This window comes from Ardenticatenales bacterium (assembly GCA_020634515.1).
Lineage (GTDB): Bacteria > Chloroflexota > Anaerolineae > Promineifilales > Promineifilaceae > JAGVTM01.
On record JACKBL010000006.1, the window covers coordinates 105,566 to 124,002 of the forward strand.

At 59.1% G+C, this 18,437-nt stretch carries 11 protein-coding genes and 3 tRNA genes; 4 read left to right on the plus strand and 10 right to left on the minus strand.

Annotated elements, in window-relative coordinates:
* Window positions 1-30: 30 nt before the first annotated feature.
* The 7 genes from H6650_16375 to H6650_16405 all read right to left on the minus strand — a co-directional run bounded on the left by H6650_16375 (window position 31) and on the right by H6650_16405 (window position 8,229).
* A complete protein-coding gene (locus H6650_16375) occupies window positions 31-2,481 on the minus strand; it encodes a leucine--tRNA ligase (GenBank protein MCB8953584.1) in 2,451 nt (816 codons plus the stop codon).
* A 207-nt stretch (window positions 2,482-2,688) separates the two neighbouring features.
* Window positions 2,689-3,279: an alpha/beta hydrolase gene (locus H6650_16380; GenBank protein ID MCB8953585.1), complete on the minus strand. Its 591-nt coding sequence runs from the start codon at window positions 3,277-3,279 to the stop codon at window positions 2,689-2,691.
* Between the two features lie 321 nt (window positions 3,280-3,600).
* Window positions 3,601-3,673, minus strand: a tRNA-Ala gene (locus H6650_16385).
* Between the two features lie 291 nt (window positions 3,674-3,964).
* Window positions 3,965-4,037: transfer RNA gene (locus H6650_16390), tRNA-Ala, on the minus strand.
* Between the two features lie 270 nt (window positions 4,038-4,307).
* Window positions 4,308-5,567 carry a cytochrome C gene (locus tag H6650_16395; GenBank protein MCB8953586.1) on the minus strand — a complete coding sequence of 420 codons (1,260 nt, stop codon included), beginning with the start codon at window positions 5,565-5,567 and terminating at the stop codon, window positions 4,308-4,310.
* Window positions 5,568-6,157: 590 nt separating this feature from the next.
* On the minus strand, window positions 6,158-7,168 hold the full coding sequence (locus H6650_16400; protein MCB8953587.1) for a Gfo/Idh/MocA family oxidoreductase: 1,011 nt from the start codon (window positions 7,166-7,168) through the stop codon (window positions 6,158-6,160).
* Window positions 7,165-8,229, minus strand: coding sequence for a DegT/DnrJ/EryC1/StrS family aminotransferase (locus tag H6650_16405; protein ID MCB8953588.1), 1,065 nt, complete (start codon window positions 8,227-8,229; stop codon window positions 7,165-7,167). Before H6650_16405 ends, H6650_16400 begins: the two co-directional genes overlap by 4 nt.
* 571 nt (window positions 8,230-8,800) lie before the next feature.
* On the opposite strand from H6650_16405, the gene H6650_16410 reads away from it, so the two are divergent.
* Window positions 8,801-14,953, plus strand: a complete 6,153-nt coding sequence (locus tag H6650_16410; protein MCB8953589.1) for a hypothetical protein — start codon at window positions 8,801-8,803, stop codon at window positions 14,951-14,953.
* Window positions 14,954-14,997: 44 nt separating this feature from the next.
* Here the strand turns inward: H6650_16410 and H6650_16415 are convergent, their stop codons facing one another.
* The 3 genes from H6650_16415 to H6650_16425 form a co-directional block, all read right to left on the minus strand.
* A complete protein-coding gene (locus H6650_16415; protein MCB8953590.1) occupies window positions 14,998-15,597 on the minus strand; it encodes an N-acetyltransferase in 600 nt (199 codons plus the stop codon).
* Window positions 15,598-15,625: 28 nt separating this feature from the next.
* Window positions 15,626-16,276, minus strand: coding sequence for a uridine kinase (gene udk / locus H6650_16420; protein ID MCB8953591.1), 651 nt, complete (start codon window positions 16,274-16,276; stop codon window positions 15,626-15,628).
* 615 nt (window positions 16,277-16,891) lie between these two features.
* On the minus strand, window positions 16,892-17,473 hold the full coding sequence (locus H6650_16425) for a DNA-3-methyladenine glycosylase I (protein ID MCB8953592.1): 582 nt from the start codon (window positions 17,471-17,473) through the stop codon (window positions 16,892-16,894).
* 39 nt (window positions 17,474-17,512) lie between these two features.
* Between H6650_16425 and H6650_16430 the strand changes: the two genes are divergently transcribed.
* The 3 genes from H6650_16430 to H6650_16440 all read left to right on the plus strand — a co-directional run bounded on the left by H6650_16430 (window position 17,513) and on the right by H6650_16440 (window position 18,413).
* A tRNA-Arg gene (locus tag H6650_16430) sits at window positions 17,513-17,586 on the plus strand.
* A gap of 121 nt (window positions 17,587-17,707) precedes the next feature.
* Window positions 17,708-18,004 (plus strand): type II toxin-antitoxin system Phd/YefM family antitoxin, encoded by a 297-nt coding sequence (locus H6650_16435; GenBank protein MCB8953593.1) that lies wholly within the window; start codon window positions 17,708-17,710, stop codon window positions 18,002-18,004.
* Window positions 17,985-18,413 (plus strand): putative toxin-antitoxin system toxin component, PIN family, encoded by a 429-nt coding sequence (locus H6650_16440; protein MCB8953594.1) that lies wholly within the window; start codon window positions 17,985-17,987, stop codon window positions 18,411-18,413. Before H6650_16435 ends, H6650_16440 begins: the two co-directional genes overlap by 20 nt.
* The last annotated feature ends 24 nt before the right edge of the window (window positions 18,414-18,437 follow it).

Consider the following 18,437-nt stretch of genomic DNA (forward strand, 5'->3'; position numbering starts at 1 on the left):
TTTTCGGACGGTTACTTGGATGCGCCCTTGTCAAATGACGATATTCACCAGGCGACCGGGGATGACGATCACTTTGCGCGGCGGGGAGCCGTTCAACCACTCTTGTACGCGCTCGGAGGCCAGGGCGGCGGCTTGGGCCTCTGCTTCGCTAATGCCGGCATCTACCTCAATCTTATCCCGCACCTTCCCATTCACCTGCACCACCAGCGTGATCGTCTCCTCATGGGCAATCTCTTCGTCCCACGTCGGCCACGCCTGCTGGTGAACACTGTACGGCTGCCCGCGCTGCGACCACAGTTCCTCGGTGATGTGCGGTGCAATTGGAGCCAGCAGCAGCAGCACACTGCGCACCGCCTCTTCCCAACTGGCCGCGGACACATTCCCTGCCCGCCGCGCCTGTTCAATCGCATTCCGGTGTTCCATCAACGCCGCCACCGCCGTGTTGAAAGAAAAGCTCTCCAGGTCGTCGCTCACTTTGCGAATGGTCTGGTGCGTCTTACGCCGCAGCGCCCGATCCGCCGCGTCCTCCACTTGACCCGCTTGATATTCATGCTGGGCGATGCTCCACACATCATGCAGGAACCGCTGCGGTCCCTTAATGCCGTCATAGTTCCAGGGGCCACCCTGGTCCCAGCGGGCAAAGAACATCAAGTACGTGCGCACCGTGTCCGCGCCATATCGTTCCACCAGCGCGTCCGGCGCCACCACGTTGCCGCGCGACTTGGACATCTTCTCGTTGTCCTCGCCCAACACCATTCCCTGGTTATACAGCGCCAGCATCGGCTCATCGAAATCCACCAGCCCCATGTCGCGCATCGCTTTCGTGAAGAAGCGGGTGTAAATCAGGTGCATGGTGGCGTGTTCGATGCCGCCCGTGTACTGGTCCACGGGCAGCCAGTACGCTCCTTCGCGCGGGTCAAAGGGGCCATCATCGTAGTGCGGACTCAGGTAGCGATATTGATACCAGGATGAACACATGAACGTATCCAACGTGTCCGTTTCCCGCCGCGCCGGCTGGCCGCAGATGGGGCAGGTGGTGTGCAGGAAGCCTTCGTGCATATTCAAAGGGCTTTCGCCCGTGGGCAGAAAGTCTACGTCCGTGGGCAGTTCTATCGGCAGTTGATCATCAGGAACGGTGACCGGGCCATGCTCCGGGCAGTAAACAATGGGGATGGGCGCGCCCCAATAACGCTGGCGACTGATCAGCCAGTCGCGCAGGCGATAGTTGATGGCGAATTTGCCGCGGCCATTTTCCTCCAGCCAGTCCGTCACGCGCGCGGCAGCGCCGTCCACGGGCGTATCCGTAAACGGACCGGAGTTCACCAGTGTGCCTTCCGTTTTGGATGTGTACGCCTCCGTCAGGGGTCCATCGGCGTCGCTGCGTCCGGGCATGCGGATGACCTCCACAATGGGCAGGCCGTATTTCGTGGCAAAGGCAAAGTCGCGTTCGTCATGTGCCGGCACGGCCATGATCGCGCCAAAGCCATAACTCATCAACACATAGTCCGCCACCCAGATGGGAATGCGCTCGTTGTTGACGGGATTGATGGCATAGGCTCCCGTGAAGACGCCCGTCTTCTCGCGGTCGGCGGCCTCGCGGTCAATCTCCGTCATGCGGCTGGCCTCCTCGCGGTACGCCAGGATGTCCGCCGCTTGCTCCGGCGTGGTGATTTTGTCCACCAGCGGGTGTTCCGGAGCCAAAACCATGAAGGTCGCGCCCCACAGCGTGTCAGGACGGGTGGTAAAGATGGGGATTTCGTCCTCGAATTCGGTGGTGAAGATGACCTCCGCGCCTTCGGAGCGGCCAATCCAGTTGGTCTGCATCGTCTTCACGCGCTCCGGCCAGTTGATGCCCTCGAAATCCAACAGCTCTTCGGCGTAGCTCGTGGTCCTGAAAAACCACTGTTCCATCATCTTCTTGGTCACGGGCGTGCCACATCGTTCGCAGTGACGGTCTTCGCCCCACACTTGTTCGCGCGCCAGTGTCGTATTGCAGTGGGGACAGAAGTCCACGGCGGCCAGGGCGCGGTAGGCCAGTCCCTGTTCAATCAGTTTCTTGAAGAACCACTGTGTCCATTTGTAGTAACTGGGATCGGCGCTGACGGCTTCTCGTTCCCAATCGAACATAGCGCCCATGCTGCGCATCTGGCCGCGCATCCGTTCAATGTTGGCGAAGGTCCATTTGGTGGGGTGGATGTTGCGTTTGATGGCCGCGTTTTCCGCCGGCAATCCAAACGCATCAAATCCCATGGGAAACAGTACATTAAACCCCTTCATGCGCATATAGCGGGCGCGCGCATCACTCGGCGTCATTGCGTACCAGTGGCCGATGTGCAGATCGCCGGAGGGATAGGGCAGCATGGTCAGCGCATAGAATTTCGGTTTTTCGTTGTCAATCACCTGGCGATACAGCTTTGTATCTTCCCAGTGTTTTTGCCATTTCGATTCAACTTCACCGGGCACATAGGTTGTCTGGGTCATGATGTTCTCCTCGAAGCGTTGTTGGTGGTCGCAAGTCATTCGTTGGCCGTTGCTGGCAGCGTATTCACTCACATCTCGAAACGGGCGTGGGTGTTCGGGATAACAGTGGCGGCAGGCAGCAATTTGCCGGCATGGAGGCCGATTATTCGTGCGTTTCTATCTCGCGGGTGAAAAGCGGTGAACACGGCTTTTCGCCCCGCTTTTCGTTTACTGCAAGAATTTTGTGGCTATGGGGGCAAAGTGCGCCGCGTTTTCTGGGGCGGCATTGTGCCCGCCGGTGGGGTAGGTCTGGAGTTGGCAGTGGGGGATGGCGTCCACAAACTGTGCGGCGTAATGAAACGGTATCACGGGATCATCCTGCGCCCACGCCAGCAACATGGGTTGGGTTAGGCCTGCCAGTCGGTCCCAGTCCCGAAAGGCAGGCGCGGTAAGGATGAGGTGGGTGATGCGTCCGGGATGGCGTAGCGCCGTTTCAATAGCCACGCTCCCGCCCCAGCTTTTGCCCATCAGGCTGGCCGTGGGGGCGTCCAGGCTGTCCAGGATGGACAGGATAACGGGAACACCGGCGGCGGGCAGCAGGGGACCCGGCTCCCAGGCGGGGCTTTGGCCCCAGCCGGGCATGTCTATACTGACGGCGTGCATACCGGCTGCGCCCAGTGGCGGCAGCAGGGGTTCCCAGGTGTGCCAGCCGTTTTGTTGACTCCAGCCGTGAATGCCGAGGATCAGGGGGTTGCCGGGAATGCCGGCATACCGGCCATATACGGTTCCTTTTGGGGTCTCAATCCAAATCTCTTCCATCGTCAGCCGACCGTTCAATTAAGGAGCGGGAATTAAACAAGACAACCAAGTTGTTTCCTCACCGCTCCTTCAAACTGGCGCTGCAATTCGAGTCTTATCCTTGCGCCAGTCCTAACGTAGACAAGCCATAACCAAAAAGGTTTGTCTCAAAGATTACGCAGATTCTTTCTTTTATCTGCGAAATCTGCGTAATCTTTGATGATTTTCTTGCCTTCTGAACAAGAATCTCACTGATAAAGTACTAAACACAAAAAAGCCCTATCGTTCAGAGACGAAAGGGCTTTCCGCGGTACCACTCTGATTGATGGTGGTCACTTTTAGTGGACCTGAAGGGACTCGAACCCTTGACCCCCACAATGCCATTGTGGTGCTCTCCCAACTGAGCTACAGGCCCAAAACAAACCGTCAAACGCAACGGGAGCATATTCTATTACGTTTTCCGATAAGTGCAACAGGCTTGACGCCACTTGCCAGACAAATGGTCGTCCACCATCCACTCAAACACGTAACGTGTGCGACCCGTCGCTGACTACTAGGGGCGAATCTCTTCGCCCTGTTCGCCAACGCTGCTCCCAGGCGAGTTCGGCGCATATTTGTAGCCCTTTCAGCCGGTGAAGCCACTCTCTGTCATCATGGCGCGCCTACTACTCCTGTTCATTGCTTTTCTGCATATGCGGTTATTAAGTGGACCTGAGGAGACTCGAACTCCTGACCTCTACAGTGCGATTGTAGCGCTCTCCCAACTGAGCTACAGGCCCGCACGCAGGTTGAAATAGTAGCGTAGCCGGCCCCGATTGTCAAGCACTTTCTTATTCGGATTGGTTCATTCTTCAAGAATGGTAGCTACTAACGCTCTCTGGAGATTGGACCAATTTCAGGCGCTCAATGGCCATTTTCACCAGAGAAAATTGGTCCAATCTGGCTTAGGGCGCATCCGTCTGAGGGAAAAAACGATGCCGGTCTGTCTCCAAATGAAGAACAGACCGGCATCGGCTAAAGTTGCCAGGAAAACGAGGCGCTAATGGCTATCAGGGTAGGAATCCATCGCTCAGCGTCCGCAAGAAGGCCACAATGGCCGCTTCCTCGTCGGAGGACAATCCCAGATCGCCAAGTTCGTCTGAATTGACGTTTTCCATCACCTCCGGAGCGGGCCAGCAGTTGACGCCCGGTTCGGGGTTTTCCAACGTATCGCACGTGGGCATAACGTCCCTGGTGTTGTAGAAGTGGACGATCTCCTCCAGTGACTTGAAGTAACCATTGTGCCCATAAGATTTGGCGAAATCTTCGTACGGACGCAAATCTACGTTGCGCAGGGTGGGAACTTTCTGCTTGCCATAGTTATCTGTTGCCAGGTTGGCATATTCGGGTGTACGCGCCAGGAATCCGCCCAGGCCTTGATCTATCCATTCATCCCCGTCGGGATTCCATTTTGCCGGCATCCCATAAAAAGGATTCATCGGATTCTTAGGCACGCCCAGATTGTCGTACGTGAAGTCGGTGAACAAAGGAGGTTCACCATCCGGCCCTACTGCACTTGGATGGCAGGCAGAACACATCGCCTCCCCTTCGAATAGCTCCAACCCCCACAATTCCTGTGGCGTCAACTCCGCCATCCCCGCCAGGTAATAGTCGTACTTCGACGAATAAGGATTAACCGCCGGTGATTGCTCGAAAGCGGAAATAGACCGGGCAATGCGCTCATAGGTCCCGGCTACGTCAGAAACGCAGTTCAGCGAGCCAGGTCCCCATACCTCCTCAAACAAAGAGGCATACGACGAGAACTGCACTTTGATACATACAAGGCGAGGATTCGGATTGTTTTGCTCCAGGGCATTCAGGAACGGACCCTGCGCCTGCTCGGCCAATGGATCGCCCAATGTCCAACCGGTGGCCCGGCCATCCCAGAACATGCCGCCAATGAACAACTCTTCCGCTTCATCATAGAACAGGATCGGACTTTCGCCGCCGTACGCCGCCGTCGGCGGTTTACGATTGCCAAAACGGGTGTGGACAGCCCCTGGATAGACCGCCCCTCCGGCATTGATAACTGAATCCGGCCCGGTCCATCCCGCTTCCGGACTATGGCAGGTTGCGCAGGACTGTCCGGGCGGCGTTGATAGATTTGTGTCAAAAAACAAAAACTCTCCCAGTTGCTCGGTGGGCGTTAACAAAACCCCATCCGGCGGCGAACTGGCGGTAATCATGCCGGTAAAAGCAAAAAGGGCCACTGTTAACAACAGTGAGCCCCATACGGTTTTTCTGCCAGACATCGTCATTTCCTCCTTCATATTCAGTGAAGTTGCCGCAGTTAAAATGCGTGTGTCATGCTCGTGGATAGCAAAAGGCCGCTCTACATTTAATCGTGGTGGGCGTCATGCCTGCCAGCGGCGGGCATGACACCCACCTTTTGGGACAGTTTTGGGCGTATACGCGCCAAAAACTGCCTGCAGGCATGTGATTTTTGCATTGTGTTTACCGACGAGGCCATCAACCTCGTCTCTACGATTGATTGTAGCGCTGCCCAACAAACGGATATGCAGGCATTATGCTAGAATAGCGGCAACACATATAGTGAATAATGTCCACGTTGCCCGTGATAGATGTCATTTGACGCCAGGCCGTGCTTTCAATTTCGGAGAGGCAGATATGTTTGATGACCGGAGGCGTTCGCTCAAGAAACGCATTTTTGCGCCGGGAGCGGGACCGTATCGGCGCTTGCCGGCATGGTTTCTTTCTATCGTTGGGTTGCTGACGAACCGGACACAACCGTGACTGAGGCAGCCTCACACCGGCACATGGCTGGTCGGTATTCACGGCGGTGCAGATATGCCTGATGGAGGGCTGCATATTAGGGGGAGGGGATGGGGGCCGGTCTTGATCAAACAGCTTCCCGGAAGGTTTGGACGACACGATGCTCCAGGCCAGACTGCACCACCGCTTGCGCTAACTGTAGCGCCCGTAGCCCATCTTCCCCGGAAACGGCCACCGCCCCGTCGCCCCGCGCAGCGGCCACAAACGTCTCCAATTCCGCCAGTAGCGGCTCCCGCTTGGCGACCACGTGGCGAATCATGCGCCCCTCGCGCACGCCGCGCAAGAGCTGCAAGTGCCAATCCGTCACGCTGGTCATCGCGTTTTCATAAAAGTACAGGTCCTGCGTCAGGTAATCCACGCGGAACATGCCCCCCTCTCCCGTCACCAGCAGTTCGCGGATTTTGGTGGGGGTGAGCCAGTTGACGGCCAGCGTGCCTACCGCGCCATTGCTCAAACGCAGCAGGCAGGTGAGCAAGTCCTCATGCTCGCTGTGAATTTGCCGCTCCGTTTCCGCGAAAATGCGCACCACTTCCGCGCCGCTCACGTAGCGGATCACGTCCAGATCGTGAACGGCCAGGTCAATCACCACGCCCACGTCCTTCACGCGGGCGGGAAATGGCCCCTGTCGCCGTGCGTCTATCTGGAACACGCGCCCCAACGTGTTGGCCGCCAATTGCTGTTTCAAGGCAATCACGGCGGGATTAAAGCGTTCAATATGCCCGACCGCCAGCGTGACCTGAGCCGCTTGCGCGGCGGCGATGATTTGTTCCCCCTCGGCCACGTTGTACGCTATCGGTTTTTCAATGAGCAGATGAATCCCGCGCGCGATCACTTCCAGGGCCATGGGCAGGTGGTCTACCGTGGGCGTGGCAATACTTACGATGTCCGGCTGCTGCTTGTCCAACAGGCGGCGATAATCGGCGAAGGCGTGTGTGTTGTATCGCTCGGCGATGGCCTGCGCCTGCGCGGCGTCCACGTCGGCCACGCCCACCAGGGTCACGCCGGGCAGGTCGGCGTAGACACGGGCGTGGTTGCGTCCCATGGCGCCGACGCCAATCACGGCTGCTTTCAGGCTCATAGTCGGTTTACCTCGTAGGCGATTTTCTCCAGGTCGGCCTGGCTCAACTGGGGATGAACAGGCAGGGAGAGGACTTCGGCGGCCATTTGCCCGGTGACGGGCAAATGGACCTCGCCAATGCGCTCGCGCACATAGGCTTGTCGGTGGGCGGGAATGGGGTAGAAGATACCGGTGCCCACCCCATTGCGTCCCAATTGTTCCGCGGCGGCATCGCGTTTTGCCGGCACGCGCACCGTATATTGATGCCAGACATGCTCATAGCCCGCCGGAACCCGTGGCGTCATCACATCGCGCAAATGGGCGTTGAGATACGTCGCATTCGCCCGCCGCCGCGCCGTAAAATCCGCCAACCGGTCCATCTGCGCCACGCCCAAAGCCGCGTGCAGATTCGTCAACCGAAAATTGTACCCCATCATCTCGTAATAATAGCGCCGCTTCATGCCATGATTCCGCAGTAGTCGGCACTGCTCCGCCAGCGCGGTATCATTCGTCGTAATCATCCCCCCCTCCGCCGACATCACATTTTTCGTGGCATACAGGCTAAACACGCCCGTGCCAAAACTCCCGGTCACCTGCCCGCGGAAGCGCGCTCCCACCGCCTGCGCCGCATCTTCGATAATCACCAGCCCATGCCGTGCCGCCGCCGCCGCGATGGCGGCCATATCACAGGGCAGGCCGTACAGATGCACGGGCATGATCGCCTTTGTGCGCGGCGTCACGGCGGCTTCCACGAGTGCCGGGTTCATATTAAACGTGTCCGGCTCAATGTCCACAAACACGGGCGTGGCTCCCACATACAAAATGCTATTCACCGTGGCGATGAAGGTGAACGAGGACGTGATCACTTCGTCGCCTGGACCGATGCCGTGCGCCAGCAGGGCCAGATGTAGCGCCGTGGTGCCGGAGGAGGTGGCGATGGCGTGTTGCACGCCGCAGAGGGTGGCGAATTTCTCTTCAAGTTGGGCGGTCACGGGTCCCTGGACCAGATAGCCTGAATCCAGCACCGCCAGCACGGCCTGCCGTTCTTCCGCGCCAATATAGGGTTTGGAAATAGGTATCACGTTTTTCTCCGTCGTTGTTATCATGGGAAAAGCGGATTGTGTTTTCCCAGGCTGGAGGCAACTTCTCAACAATTTCGGGGGAAACGCAGCCTGAGCTTGTCGAAGGCCGTTGGTTTCGACAGGCTCAACCAGTTTTGCCACACTTTGTTGAGAAGATACGATTGGCACTATTCTGGATATTGCTCCAGTTGCCGGGCTAACTTTACCACACAGCGGTGATTTTGTGAGGCCTTCGCCATGCGAGGGTGCAGCATGATGGGCGCAAACGATCACAGATTGCGCCGATGCCGCAGATTTATCTTGACAATGTCGGTGGTGTCCGATTTTCCAAATCGGACTACGGGGGAATCATGCGTTGGCGACCGCTATGCTCGTTTTGTCTGCGCCTTCCATGTCTTCCGTTTTTTCCGTGGCCTACTTCTGTTTGCGCGAGCAGGGCGGGGAACTAAACCCGCCGGGCTATCGTCTTTTATCTATCGGACGCCAACGCCTGATGCGTCAGCGCATCCCACTATCAACCGAAAATTGACCATTTAGCCCTGGTCCCTGATCACACACCCTGGAGACAGCTATGAACGTGTCCCGTTTCCTCCCTCGTACCCGACGCGGCAAGGCGCTCAGCCTGGCCGCCGTGCTGTTGCTGATTGCGGCGATTTTTGCCGGACCGCCGTTGGCGGACAGAATTCGCGGCGGAACAACGACCGCCGGTTCCACTTTTCCGGCGATTGCCTGGGAGGCGGCAGCGAATCTCCTGGGCGCGCCGGCTGCTGAAGCGGCTGCGGCCGGTGGGTTGGCGCTGACGCTCAGCGCCGGGCAGGCCGCGCCGCCGCAAGCGGTTCCTGCCGTGCCGGTTGTGGTGGGAACGCCGCTGTCCGCGACGGAGATTGCGGCTATTTTGGCGCGATTGCCGGCATTAACCGCCCCAGAAAGCGATCAGCAGCCATTCCAATTCCCGCCAGAAGCCCCACCCCCGCCGCGCCCCGGCGAAACCATCACCGAATCATTCCCCCCACCGCCGACCTCCGCGCAGCCGCCGGAAGTCGTCAGCGGACCGCTGCAAGTGCTGCGCTACGCGCCAGAAGGGGACATCAACATCGCCCCATTCCTGAACGTGACCTTTAATCAGCCCATGGTTCCTTTGACCAGCCTGGAAGCATTGCCGGCAGAAGCGGTGCCCGTTCACCTGACGCCGGCCATTCCTGGCGTGTGGAAGTGGCTCAGCCCGCAAACGCTCTCCTTCGAGTATCAAGGCGAGGTGGACCGTTTCCCCAAGGCGACGGCGTACGTGGTGGAAATCCCGGCGGGCACGCGGTCGGCCAACGGCAGCGCCCTGGCGGAGACCGTCACCTGGACGTTCCGCACGCCGCCGCCGCAAGTGACGCAGTTTTGGCCGCAAAACGAGCCGCAACCGACGGATGCGTTGATGTTTGCCGCTTTTGATCAACTGATTGATCCGGCGGCGGTGTTGGCGACGATCCAGGCGCAGGCGGGGCAGGCGAATGTGCCGCTACGATTGGCGAGCGCGGAGGAGGTGGCGGCGAATGAGGAGATAGACCGGTTGGCAAACAGGGCGCGGACCGGTACGTGGTTGGCGTTTCGGGGGGAGGGGGAAATGCCGGCATCTTCTCCCATCACCATCACCATCGGCCCCGGAACCCCCTCCGCCGAAGGCCCCCGCCTCACCGAACAGGCCCAAACCTACAACTTCTCCACCTACTACCCCCTGGTCGTCGAAAGCGCCCAATGCAGTTGGAACGACGAAGATTGCACCCCGCTCAGTCCCATGCGCATCCAATTTAACAATCCCCTCAACCGGGACGCTTACGAAGAGTCGTGGGTCGAAGTCTCGCCCGCCCTCCCCGGCGCAACCGTGGACATCCAGGGCAGCACCCTGATCGTCAGCGGTCCCACCAAAGGGCGCACCAGTTACGATGTCACGCTGTCGGCGGCGATTCAGGACACCTTCGGCCAGACGCTGGGCAAAACGCAGACCCTCCGCTTCCAGTATGGCTCCGCCCCTGCCGTCCTCAGCGGCCCGGACAAAATTCTGGTGACGCTGGACCCCTCCGCCGCCCAACCGACTCTGGACCTCTACACCATCAATCAATCCCGCTTGCAATTGCGTATCTATGCCGTGCAGCCCGCCGACTGGCCCGCTTTCCAACGTTATTTGCGCGACTATAACCAGCAGGACGACTGGCCGACCCCGCCGGGGGAAAAGGTGCGCGACGAAACGGTGACGATTGATGCCCAGCCGGACAGCTTGCAAGAGACGAACATCGACCTATCGCCAGCGTTGGGCAATGGGACCCGTCATCTTATTGTTATTGTTTATCCGCCGGAAGATGCCGGCAAAAAACGGTACGAACGCCAGATAGTACAGGTATGGGCGCAGGCGACCCGCATCGGCCTGGACGCCTTCGCCGACCCGCACCAACTCCTGGCCTGGACCACCAATCTGCAAGACGGCGCACCACTGGTCGGCGTGACCGTCTCCGGCGGCGCGCAATCCGCCATCACGGACGAACAGGGCGTGGCGCGGCTGGACCTGAACAGCGGCATCTCCTACCTGACGGCCCAGCAAGGAGACGACACCGCCATCCTCCCCGGCAATCTCTACTACTGGGATGATTACCCGCGCTGGCAGCGCCAAATCGTGCGCGACGAACTGCGCTGGTACGTCTTCGACGACCGCCAGATTTACCGTCCGGGCGAGGAAGTTCACGTCAAAGGGTGGCTGCGCCGCATCGGCAACGATCTCAACGGAGATGTCAGCCTCGTCAGCGGGTTGGAGCGTGTCATCTACCAGGTCATTGACCCGTTTGGCAACGCACTGCTCTCCGGCCAGGCTGCCAGCAGCGCGTTGGGTGGCTTCGATTTTGCCTTTACGTTGCCGGCAGGCGCCAATCTGGGGTACTTCAACATCGACCTGACCGCCAATGGCGTCAGCGGTGATATGGATGGGCTGCAATATTACCACGCATTTCAGGTGCAGGAGTTCCGCCGCCCGGAGTTCGAGGTAAGCGCCCGCAATGAATCCCCCGGCCCCTTCTTCCGCGATGGCAGCGCCACCGTAGCCGTCAGCGCCAACTATTACGCCGGCGGGGCGCTGCCCAACGCCGACGTTACCTGGGACGTGACTACTTCTCCCAGCAGCTACGCACCGCCCAACTGGCCCGACTTCACCTTTGGCACCTGGACGCCCTGGTGGTGGTACGGCCCTGTCTATTACGACGAATTCGCCTATCGCGGCGGCTTCTATCCCGGCCTTCCGGGCCAATCGCAGACATTCAGCGGTGTCACGGACGCCAGCGGCACGCACTATCTGCGAATCGACTTCCAGGCGAACGAGGCGATGCAGACGCAGCCCCAGCCGTACAGCGTGATGGCCAACGCCACCGTCATGGACGTGAATCGCCAGGCATGGAGCGCGACCACCTCGCTGCTGGTGCATCCCGCTAGCCTGTACGTGGGTCTGCGCGGCCAGCAGTACTTCGTGAACGCGGGGCAGCCGCTGGACGTGGACGCGATTGTCACGGACCTGGATGGCAATGCGATTGCTGACCAGACGATGACGATCACGGCGGCACGGCTGCAATGGCGGTATGGGCGCGGCGGCTGGGCGGAGGAAGTGGCGGACGAACAAATTTGTTCCGTGGTTTCCACAACGGAACCCATTTCCTGTACGTTTGCCACGGACGTGGGTGGCACGTACCGTATTACGGCCACGATCACGGACGCGCAGGGTCGCGGCAATCAGAGCCAGATCACGCGCTGGGTGAGCGGTGGCGAACGCCCGCCCGCGCGCAATGTGGAGCAGGAGCAGGTGACGTTGATCCCGAATCAGGATACGTACCGGCCGGGTGATATGGCGGAAATCCTGGTGCAGGCGCCTTTCGGTCCCGCCACTGGTTTGCTGACGGTGAGCCGCGGCGGTGTTTTGTACACGGAGTCGTTTACGGTGGATGAGACCGGGACGGCGACGCTGCGCGTGCCCATCACGGAAGCGCAACTCCCGAATCTGGGGTTGCAAGTGGATGTGGTGGGCGAGGCGGAGCGGGTGGATGATGCCGGCACAATCCAACCCAACCTGCCGCCCCGACCCGCCTACGCCAGCGGCAGCCTCACCCTGAACATCCCGCCCGCCGCCCGCGTCCTCACCCTCTCCGTCATGCCGCAAGCGTCCGCCCTCGCCCCCGGCGCGGAAACCGCCATTGACCTGCAAGTGACCGACGCCAACGGCCAACCCGTGCCCAACGCCGAAGTCGCCCTTGTCGTCGTGGACGAAGCCATCCTGGCCCTCACCAATTACCAGCTTGCCAACCCCCTGGATCAGTTCTACGGACAGCGGTCTACCTACGTGGATAGCACCTACGGACGCGCCACCCTCCTGCTGGCAAACCCCGCTGCCTTGCTGGGACAGTTGCAAGAAACGGTGACGACGGAAGGTTTGAAAGTCGAAGCGACGCGCGTGGTCATGGAAATGGCCGTTGAAGAAGCAGCCGCCGGAGATGCCTTCTCTGCGCCGTCGGCTGTTCCGCGAGAGATGGCTCTTGACGAGTCCGCCAATGCCGCGCAACCTATCCAGATTCGCACCGATTTCAATCCGCTGGCGGCATTCGCCCCCGCCGTCACCACCGACACCAACGGACGCGCCCAGGTCAGCGTCAAACTCCCCGACAATCTTACCCGCTATCGCGTCATGGCCGTGGCCGTGGCCGGGGAGAAGCAGTTTGGCTCCGGCGAAGCCAACATCACCGCGCGCCTGCCGCTGATGGTGCGCCCCTCCGCTCCCCGCTTCCTCAACTTCGGCGACCAGTTTGAGTTCCCCGTTGTGTTACAAAACCAGACGGACGAACCGATGACGGTGGATGTGGTATTGCGGGTCACTAACCTGGAATTGAGCGGCGACGGCGGCCAGCGTGTGACGGTTCCCGCCAACGACCGCGTTGAAGTGCGCTTCGCGGCGGCGACGCAGTTGGCGGGCACGGTACGCTTCCAGGCGGCGGCAGTGTCCGGCGCATACGCCGACGCCGCCAGCGGGGAGTTCCCCGTGTACACGCCGGCGACGACGGAAGCCTTCGCCACCTACGGCGTGCTGGACGCGGGCGCGGTGGCTCAACCCGTGGCCGTGCCCGCCGACGTTTATACGCAGTTTGGCAGCCTGGAAATCCAGACCTCGTCCACGGCGTTGCAGGCGCTCACCGACGCCGTCCTCTACCTGGCCAGCTATCCGTTTGAATGCTCGGAGCAGTTGGCCTCGCGCATTTTGGGCGTGGCCGCGCTGCGCGATGTCCTCACCGCCTTCTCCGCCGCCGGTTTGCCGTCTCCGGCGGAAATGGAAGCGGCGGTGCAGCGAGACATTGATCGCCTGGCCGGGTTGCAAAACAGCGATGGCGGCTTTCCCATCTGGGAGCGTGGGCGCGAGTCCATTCCCTTCTACTCCGTCCACGTGGCTCATGCGCTGGCGCGGGCGCGGCTGAAGGGGTTCGACGTGCCGCAATCGCTACTGAACAACGCGCAGAGCTATCTGCGGGATATTGAGCGTTACTATCCCGATTGGTACGGGCAAGAAATCCGCTGGGGGCTGAGCGCCTACGCCCTCTACGTGCGTCATCTGATGGGCGACACGGACACGGTGAAGGCGCGTCAGCTTTTCGATAGCGCCGGCGTGGAGCAACTGCCGCTGGAGGCATCCGCCTGGTTATGGCAGGTGATGCTGGATGATCCGGGCGCGGCGGCGCAGGTGGCGGCGATTGCGCGCCACATCCAGAACCGCGCCGTGGAAACGGCGGGCGCGGCGAATTTCACCACCTCTTATGGGGATGATGAATACTTGATGCTGCATTCAGACCGGCGCACGGATGCCGTGATCCTGGATGCGCTGATTGTGGCTGATCCGACCAGCGACCTGATCCCGAAAGTGGTGAATGGGCTGCTGGCGCACCGCGAAAGTGGACGCTGGGACAACACGCAGGAAAATGTGTTTGTGCTGCTGGCGCTGGACCACTATTTCAATACGTTTGAGGCGGAGACGCCTGACTTCGTGGCGCAAATGTGGTTGGGCGACCAATATGTGGGCGCGCACGCCTACGCGGGGCGCACGACGGAACGGCATGAGACGGATGTGCCTATGAGGGCGTTGGCGGGAATCGGCGGAACGCCTGATCTGGTTGTGAGCAAGGAAGGGACGGGTCGCCTCTACTATCGCCTCGGTCTGACGTATGCGCCCACGGACCTCACGCTGGAGCCGTTGGATATGGGTTTTACGGTGCTGCGGACGTATGAGGCGGTGGATGATCCCGCGGATGTGACGCAGGATGGGGATGGGGTGTGGCACATTCGCCCCGGGGCGCGGGTGCGGGTGCGGATTACGATGGTGGCGTCTAATCGGCGGTATCATGTGGCTTTGGTGGATAGAATGCCGGCAGGACTCGAAATCATCAATCCCGATCTGGCCGTCTCCAGCGTGCCACCCAACGAAAACGCCAGGCCAACCCCCTACTGGTGGTGGTGGGGACCCTGGTACGAACACCAGAACCTGCGCGATGACCGCGCCGAGGCGTTTACCTCACTGCTCTGGGATGGCGTCTATGAATACAGCTACGTGGCCCGCGCCACCACGCCGGGAACATTCGTCGTCCCGCCCGCGAAAGCGGAGGAAATGTACGCGCCGGAAGTGTTTGGGCGCAGCGGCAGTGACCGCGTGGTTGTTGGTCCTTGAGACACCTATCTTCCCGGAAGCTCTCAGCTTCCGGGAAGGGCTACTCACTCATCTTCCTGGAAGCTCTCCGCTTCCGGGAAGGTTTTTGTACCACAGGCGGGGCAGACGTATGCCCCGCCTTGCTGCGTCAGGCGCGCGCCGCAGGGGCAGACGTAGCCGACGAGCCGGGCGGGATTGCCCAGCACCAGGCCATAATCCGGCACATCCCGCGTGACGATGCTGCCTGCTCCCACCATCGCCCACCGCCCGATGCGCACGCCGGGCAGCAGCACCGCCCCGGCTCCGACGGATGCTCCCGTCCCGATCCACACCGGCAATACTTCCCAATCCGCGTCCGTTTTTAAGGTCATGTCTGGGTTCACCGCGCGCGGGCGCTTATCGTTGGTGACGATGACGCCCGGCCCCAGGAAGACGCCGGCCTCAACAACGGCGGGATGATAAACGAAGACGCCATTTTGCAGTTTGCAATGGTCTCCCAGGTGTACATCAAAATCGACGTAGACGCCCTTGCCTAATATGCAGTTGCCGCCAATGATGGCTCGTTCCCGCACCTGTGCCTGATGCCAGATGACGGTTCCCGCGCCAATTTCGGCCTGCGATGATACATCGGCGGTGGGATGAATGCGGACGTTTTGGTGGGACATAGTAGGGATGGTTGGTAGGTGGTGGTTGTCAGTTGGCGGTTGGTTGTTGGTCGCGCGCGCGCAAGAGCGCCTGCAGGCGGGAGACGACCATGTCCGTCGCCACGCGGTTCAGGCCACCTTCGGGAATGATCACGTCGGCGTACCGTTTACTTGGTTCGACGAATTCGAGGTGCATGAGGCGCACGGTTTGTAGATATTGGTTGATGATGGAATCAAGCGACCGGCCCCGCTCCTCCATGTCCCGTTTCAAGCGCCGAATGAAGCGCACGTCGGCATCCGTGTCTACGTAAATTTTGACGTCCATCAATTGGCGGAGTTCCGCGTTGGTGAAGATGAGGATGCCATCAATGAGAACGACGGGAGCCGGTTCAACGAGAACCGTTCTTGGCGTGCGCCGATATTGGGCAAAATCATAGACGGGGATGTGAACGGATTGCCAACGGAGAAGCTTCCGCACGTGGGCGATCAATAAATCCGTTTCAAATGAATCGGGATGGTCGTAGTTTTGCCGCACGCGCGCTTCCAGCGACAATTGGGGCATGTCGCGGTAGTAGGCGTCGTGGGGAAGGTAGGCGATCTGGGATGTGCCAATGGCCTCCAGGATGGATCGGGCGATGGTCGTTTTGCCGGAAGCGGTGCCGCCCGCGACGCCAAAGATGATGGGCTGGGGGTGTGTCATGCCGTGTGGTGTCTCTCCGTGTCAAGATATGGCGCGGATTATACACCAACGAACGCGGGGAAACCTGCCGGCATAAATAAAAGCCCCCCTGTTCGGCAAAACAGAGAGGCTTAATAATGGCCTCAAGATGAAGCGTTTCAAGTGCTGCATCCCAGGTAATATCACTGCCGTAAAATATATACGCTTTTGCTTCGATTTTTCCCCTTTTTCGTGGAAATTCGAGACGAATTGGGGTTGGGGAAGTATTGGGGTGCAAGCGCGATGCGCCTTTGTGGACTGCCGGGTCGTGAAAACGGTGTTTACAATTGTGTCGCGCTTCAGGATGGTGGATTGTAATGTGGGGACACGGAAACGGTGGCAAGTAAAAGCCCCTCTGTGTGGCAAGCACAAAGGGGCTTAATAATGGCCCCGCCGATGAGGTTACACTGACACCACACCCGGGCTGTATCGCTGCCGTAAATTACTATACGCTTTTCCGTCTGTTTTTCCCCCCTGTTTCTTACGAATTTGGAATGAATTTGGAAAACGGAGGTAAAAACACCGTTATGTCAAACAATGCCCTTCTGCTTGACGGTCACGAAGGCACTTGATGCCCGGTACCGCTGCTTTGCCGGATCATGGCGACAGTACTTTACATTCCTCGTGGCGGAAACACGTCACCAAATGGTCATTACAGAGTCCGACGGCCTGCATGAAGGCGTAGCAAATCGTTGGGCCAACGAAGGTGAAGCCGCGTTTTTTTAGGGTTTTGCTCATGGCGGTGGCGTGGGGGGTGAATGCCGGCAATTCCTCCAACGCGCGCCATTCATTCTGTATCGGTTTCCCATCCACAAACTGCCACAGGAAGTCGCTGAACGAACCCTCCGTTTCCATGATGTCCAGATACCCGCGCGCGTTTTTGATGGCGCCATTGATTTTGAGGCGGTTGCGGACAATGCCGGCATTCCCCATCAACTCAGCTACCTTTTTATCGTCATACCGCGCTATCTTCTCCGGGTCGAAGTTATCGAACGCCCGCCAATAATTCTCCCGCTTGCGCAGAATCGTGATCCAGCTCAACCCCGCCTGCGCCCCATCCAAAATCAGCTTGGCAAAAAGAAGTTGATCGTCATAGACGGGAACGCCCCACTCCTCGTCATGATACCGCACATAGAGTAAATCATCCCCACACCAGTCGCAACGATTCAGATTGTTCATAGCCATGTTTTCCTCCTACAGAATGTGGTTATAAGAACGGTAGAGCCTGACCTTGCCCGGAAGCGCGCTTCGTTCCGGTCGAAGAGATCGTGGGTTCAAATCCCGCATCTCCGACAAAAAAGCCTGTCCTATCAGGGACAGATTTTTCGTTTTCTGAGGCGCCTCTACACATCTTTCGATATTCGTTATACAATACATATTTAGGTATATATTCCTGGCTGAAAGGAGCATCTCATGCAAAAAGTGATTGGCGTTACAGAATTGCAGCGGCGTTTCCGTTCCGTGTTTGATGAAGTTGCCCATGATAACGTCCCCTATGTTCTGACACGCGGCAGCCGTCCGGAAGCGGCGCTGATCCCCTATGAAACATTTCTCCATCTACTGGAACTGCAAGAAGACGAATTGCTGGCCGAGTTTAACCGCCTTGCCGCCAGAGTAGCCGAACAAAACGCTGACTACTCGGAAGCAGAAGTAGAAGCGGATGTGGTGGCAGCGATAGCGGAGAGCCGTCGTGATACGAGCCGTCGCTGACACCAATGTGCTGGTCAGCGCCGCCATTAAGCCGCGCGGTGAGGCTGGCCGTGTCCTGGCGCATTGGCAGAACGGCGAGTTTACGCTGCTGTATGGTACGGCGTTGCTGGAAGAGTTGATTGATGTCTTGAACCGTCCCCATCTGCGCGATAAGTATCGTCTGACTCCGCACTATCTTCACCTCTTTTTAGGCGTCATTCGGATACGAGGGGAGAAGGTCGAACCAACACACCGGGTAACGGTATGTCGCGACCCCCACGATGACATGTTTTTGGATGTGGCTCTCAACGGTGAAGCCGATTATGTAATCAGCAACGATAATGATTTGTTGGTCCTGTCGCCATTCGAAGACATTCAGATTATTACACCATCAGCTTTTCTGAGGCAACTTGAGCATCAGAACAGGTGAGGCGAAACTGTCCAGCCCTTTTTT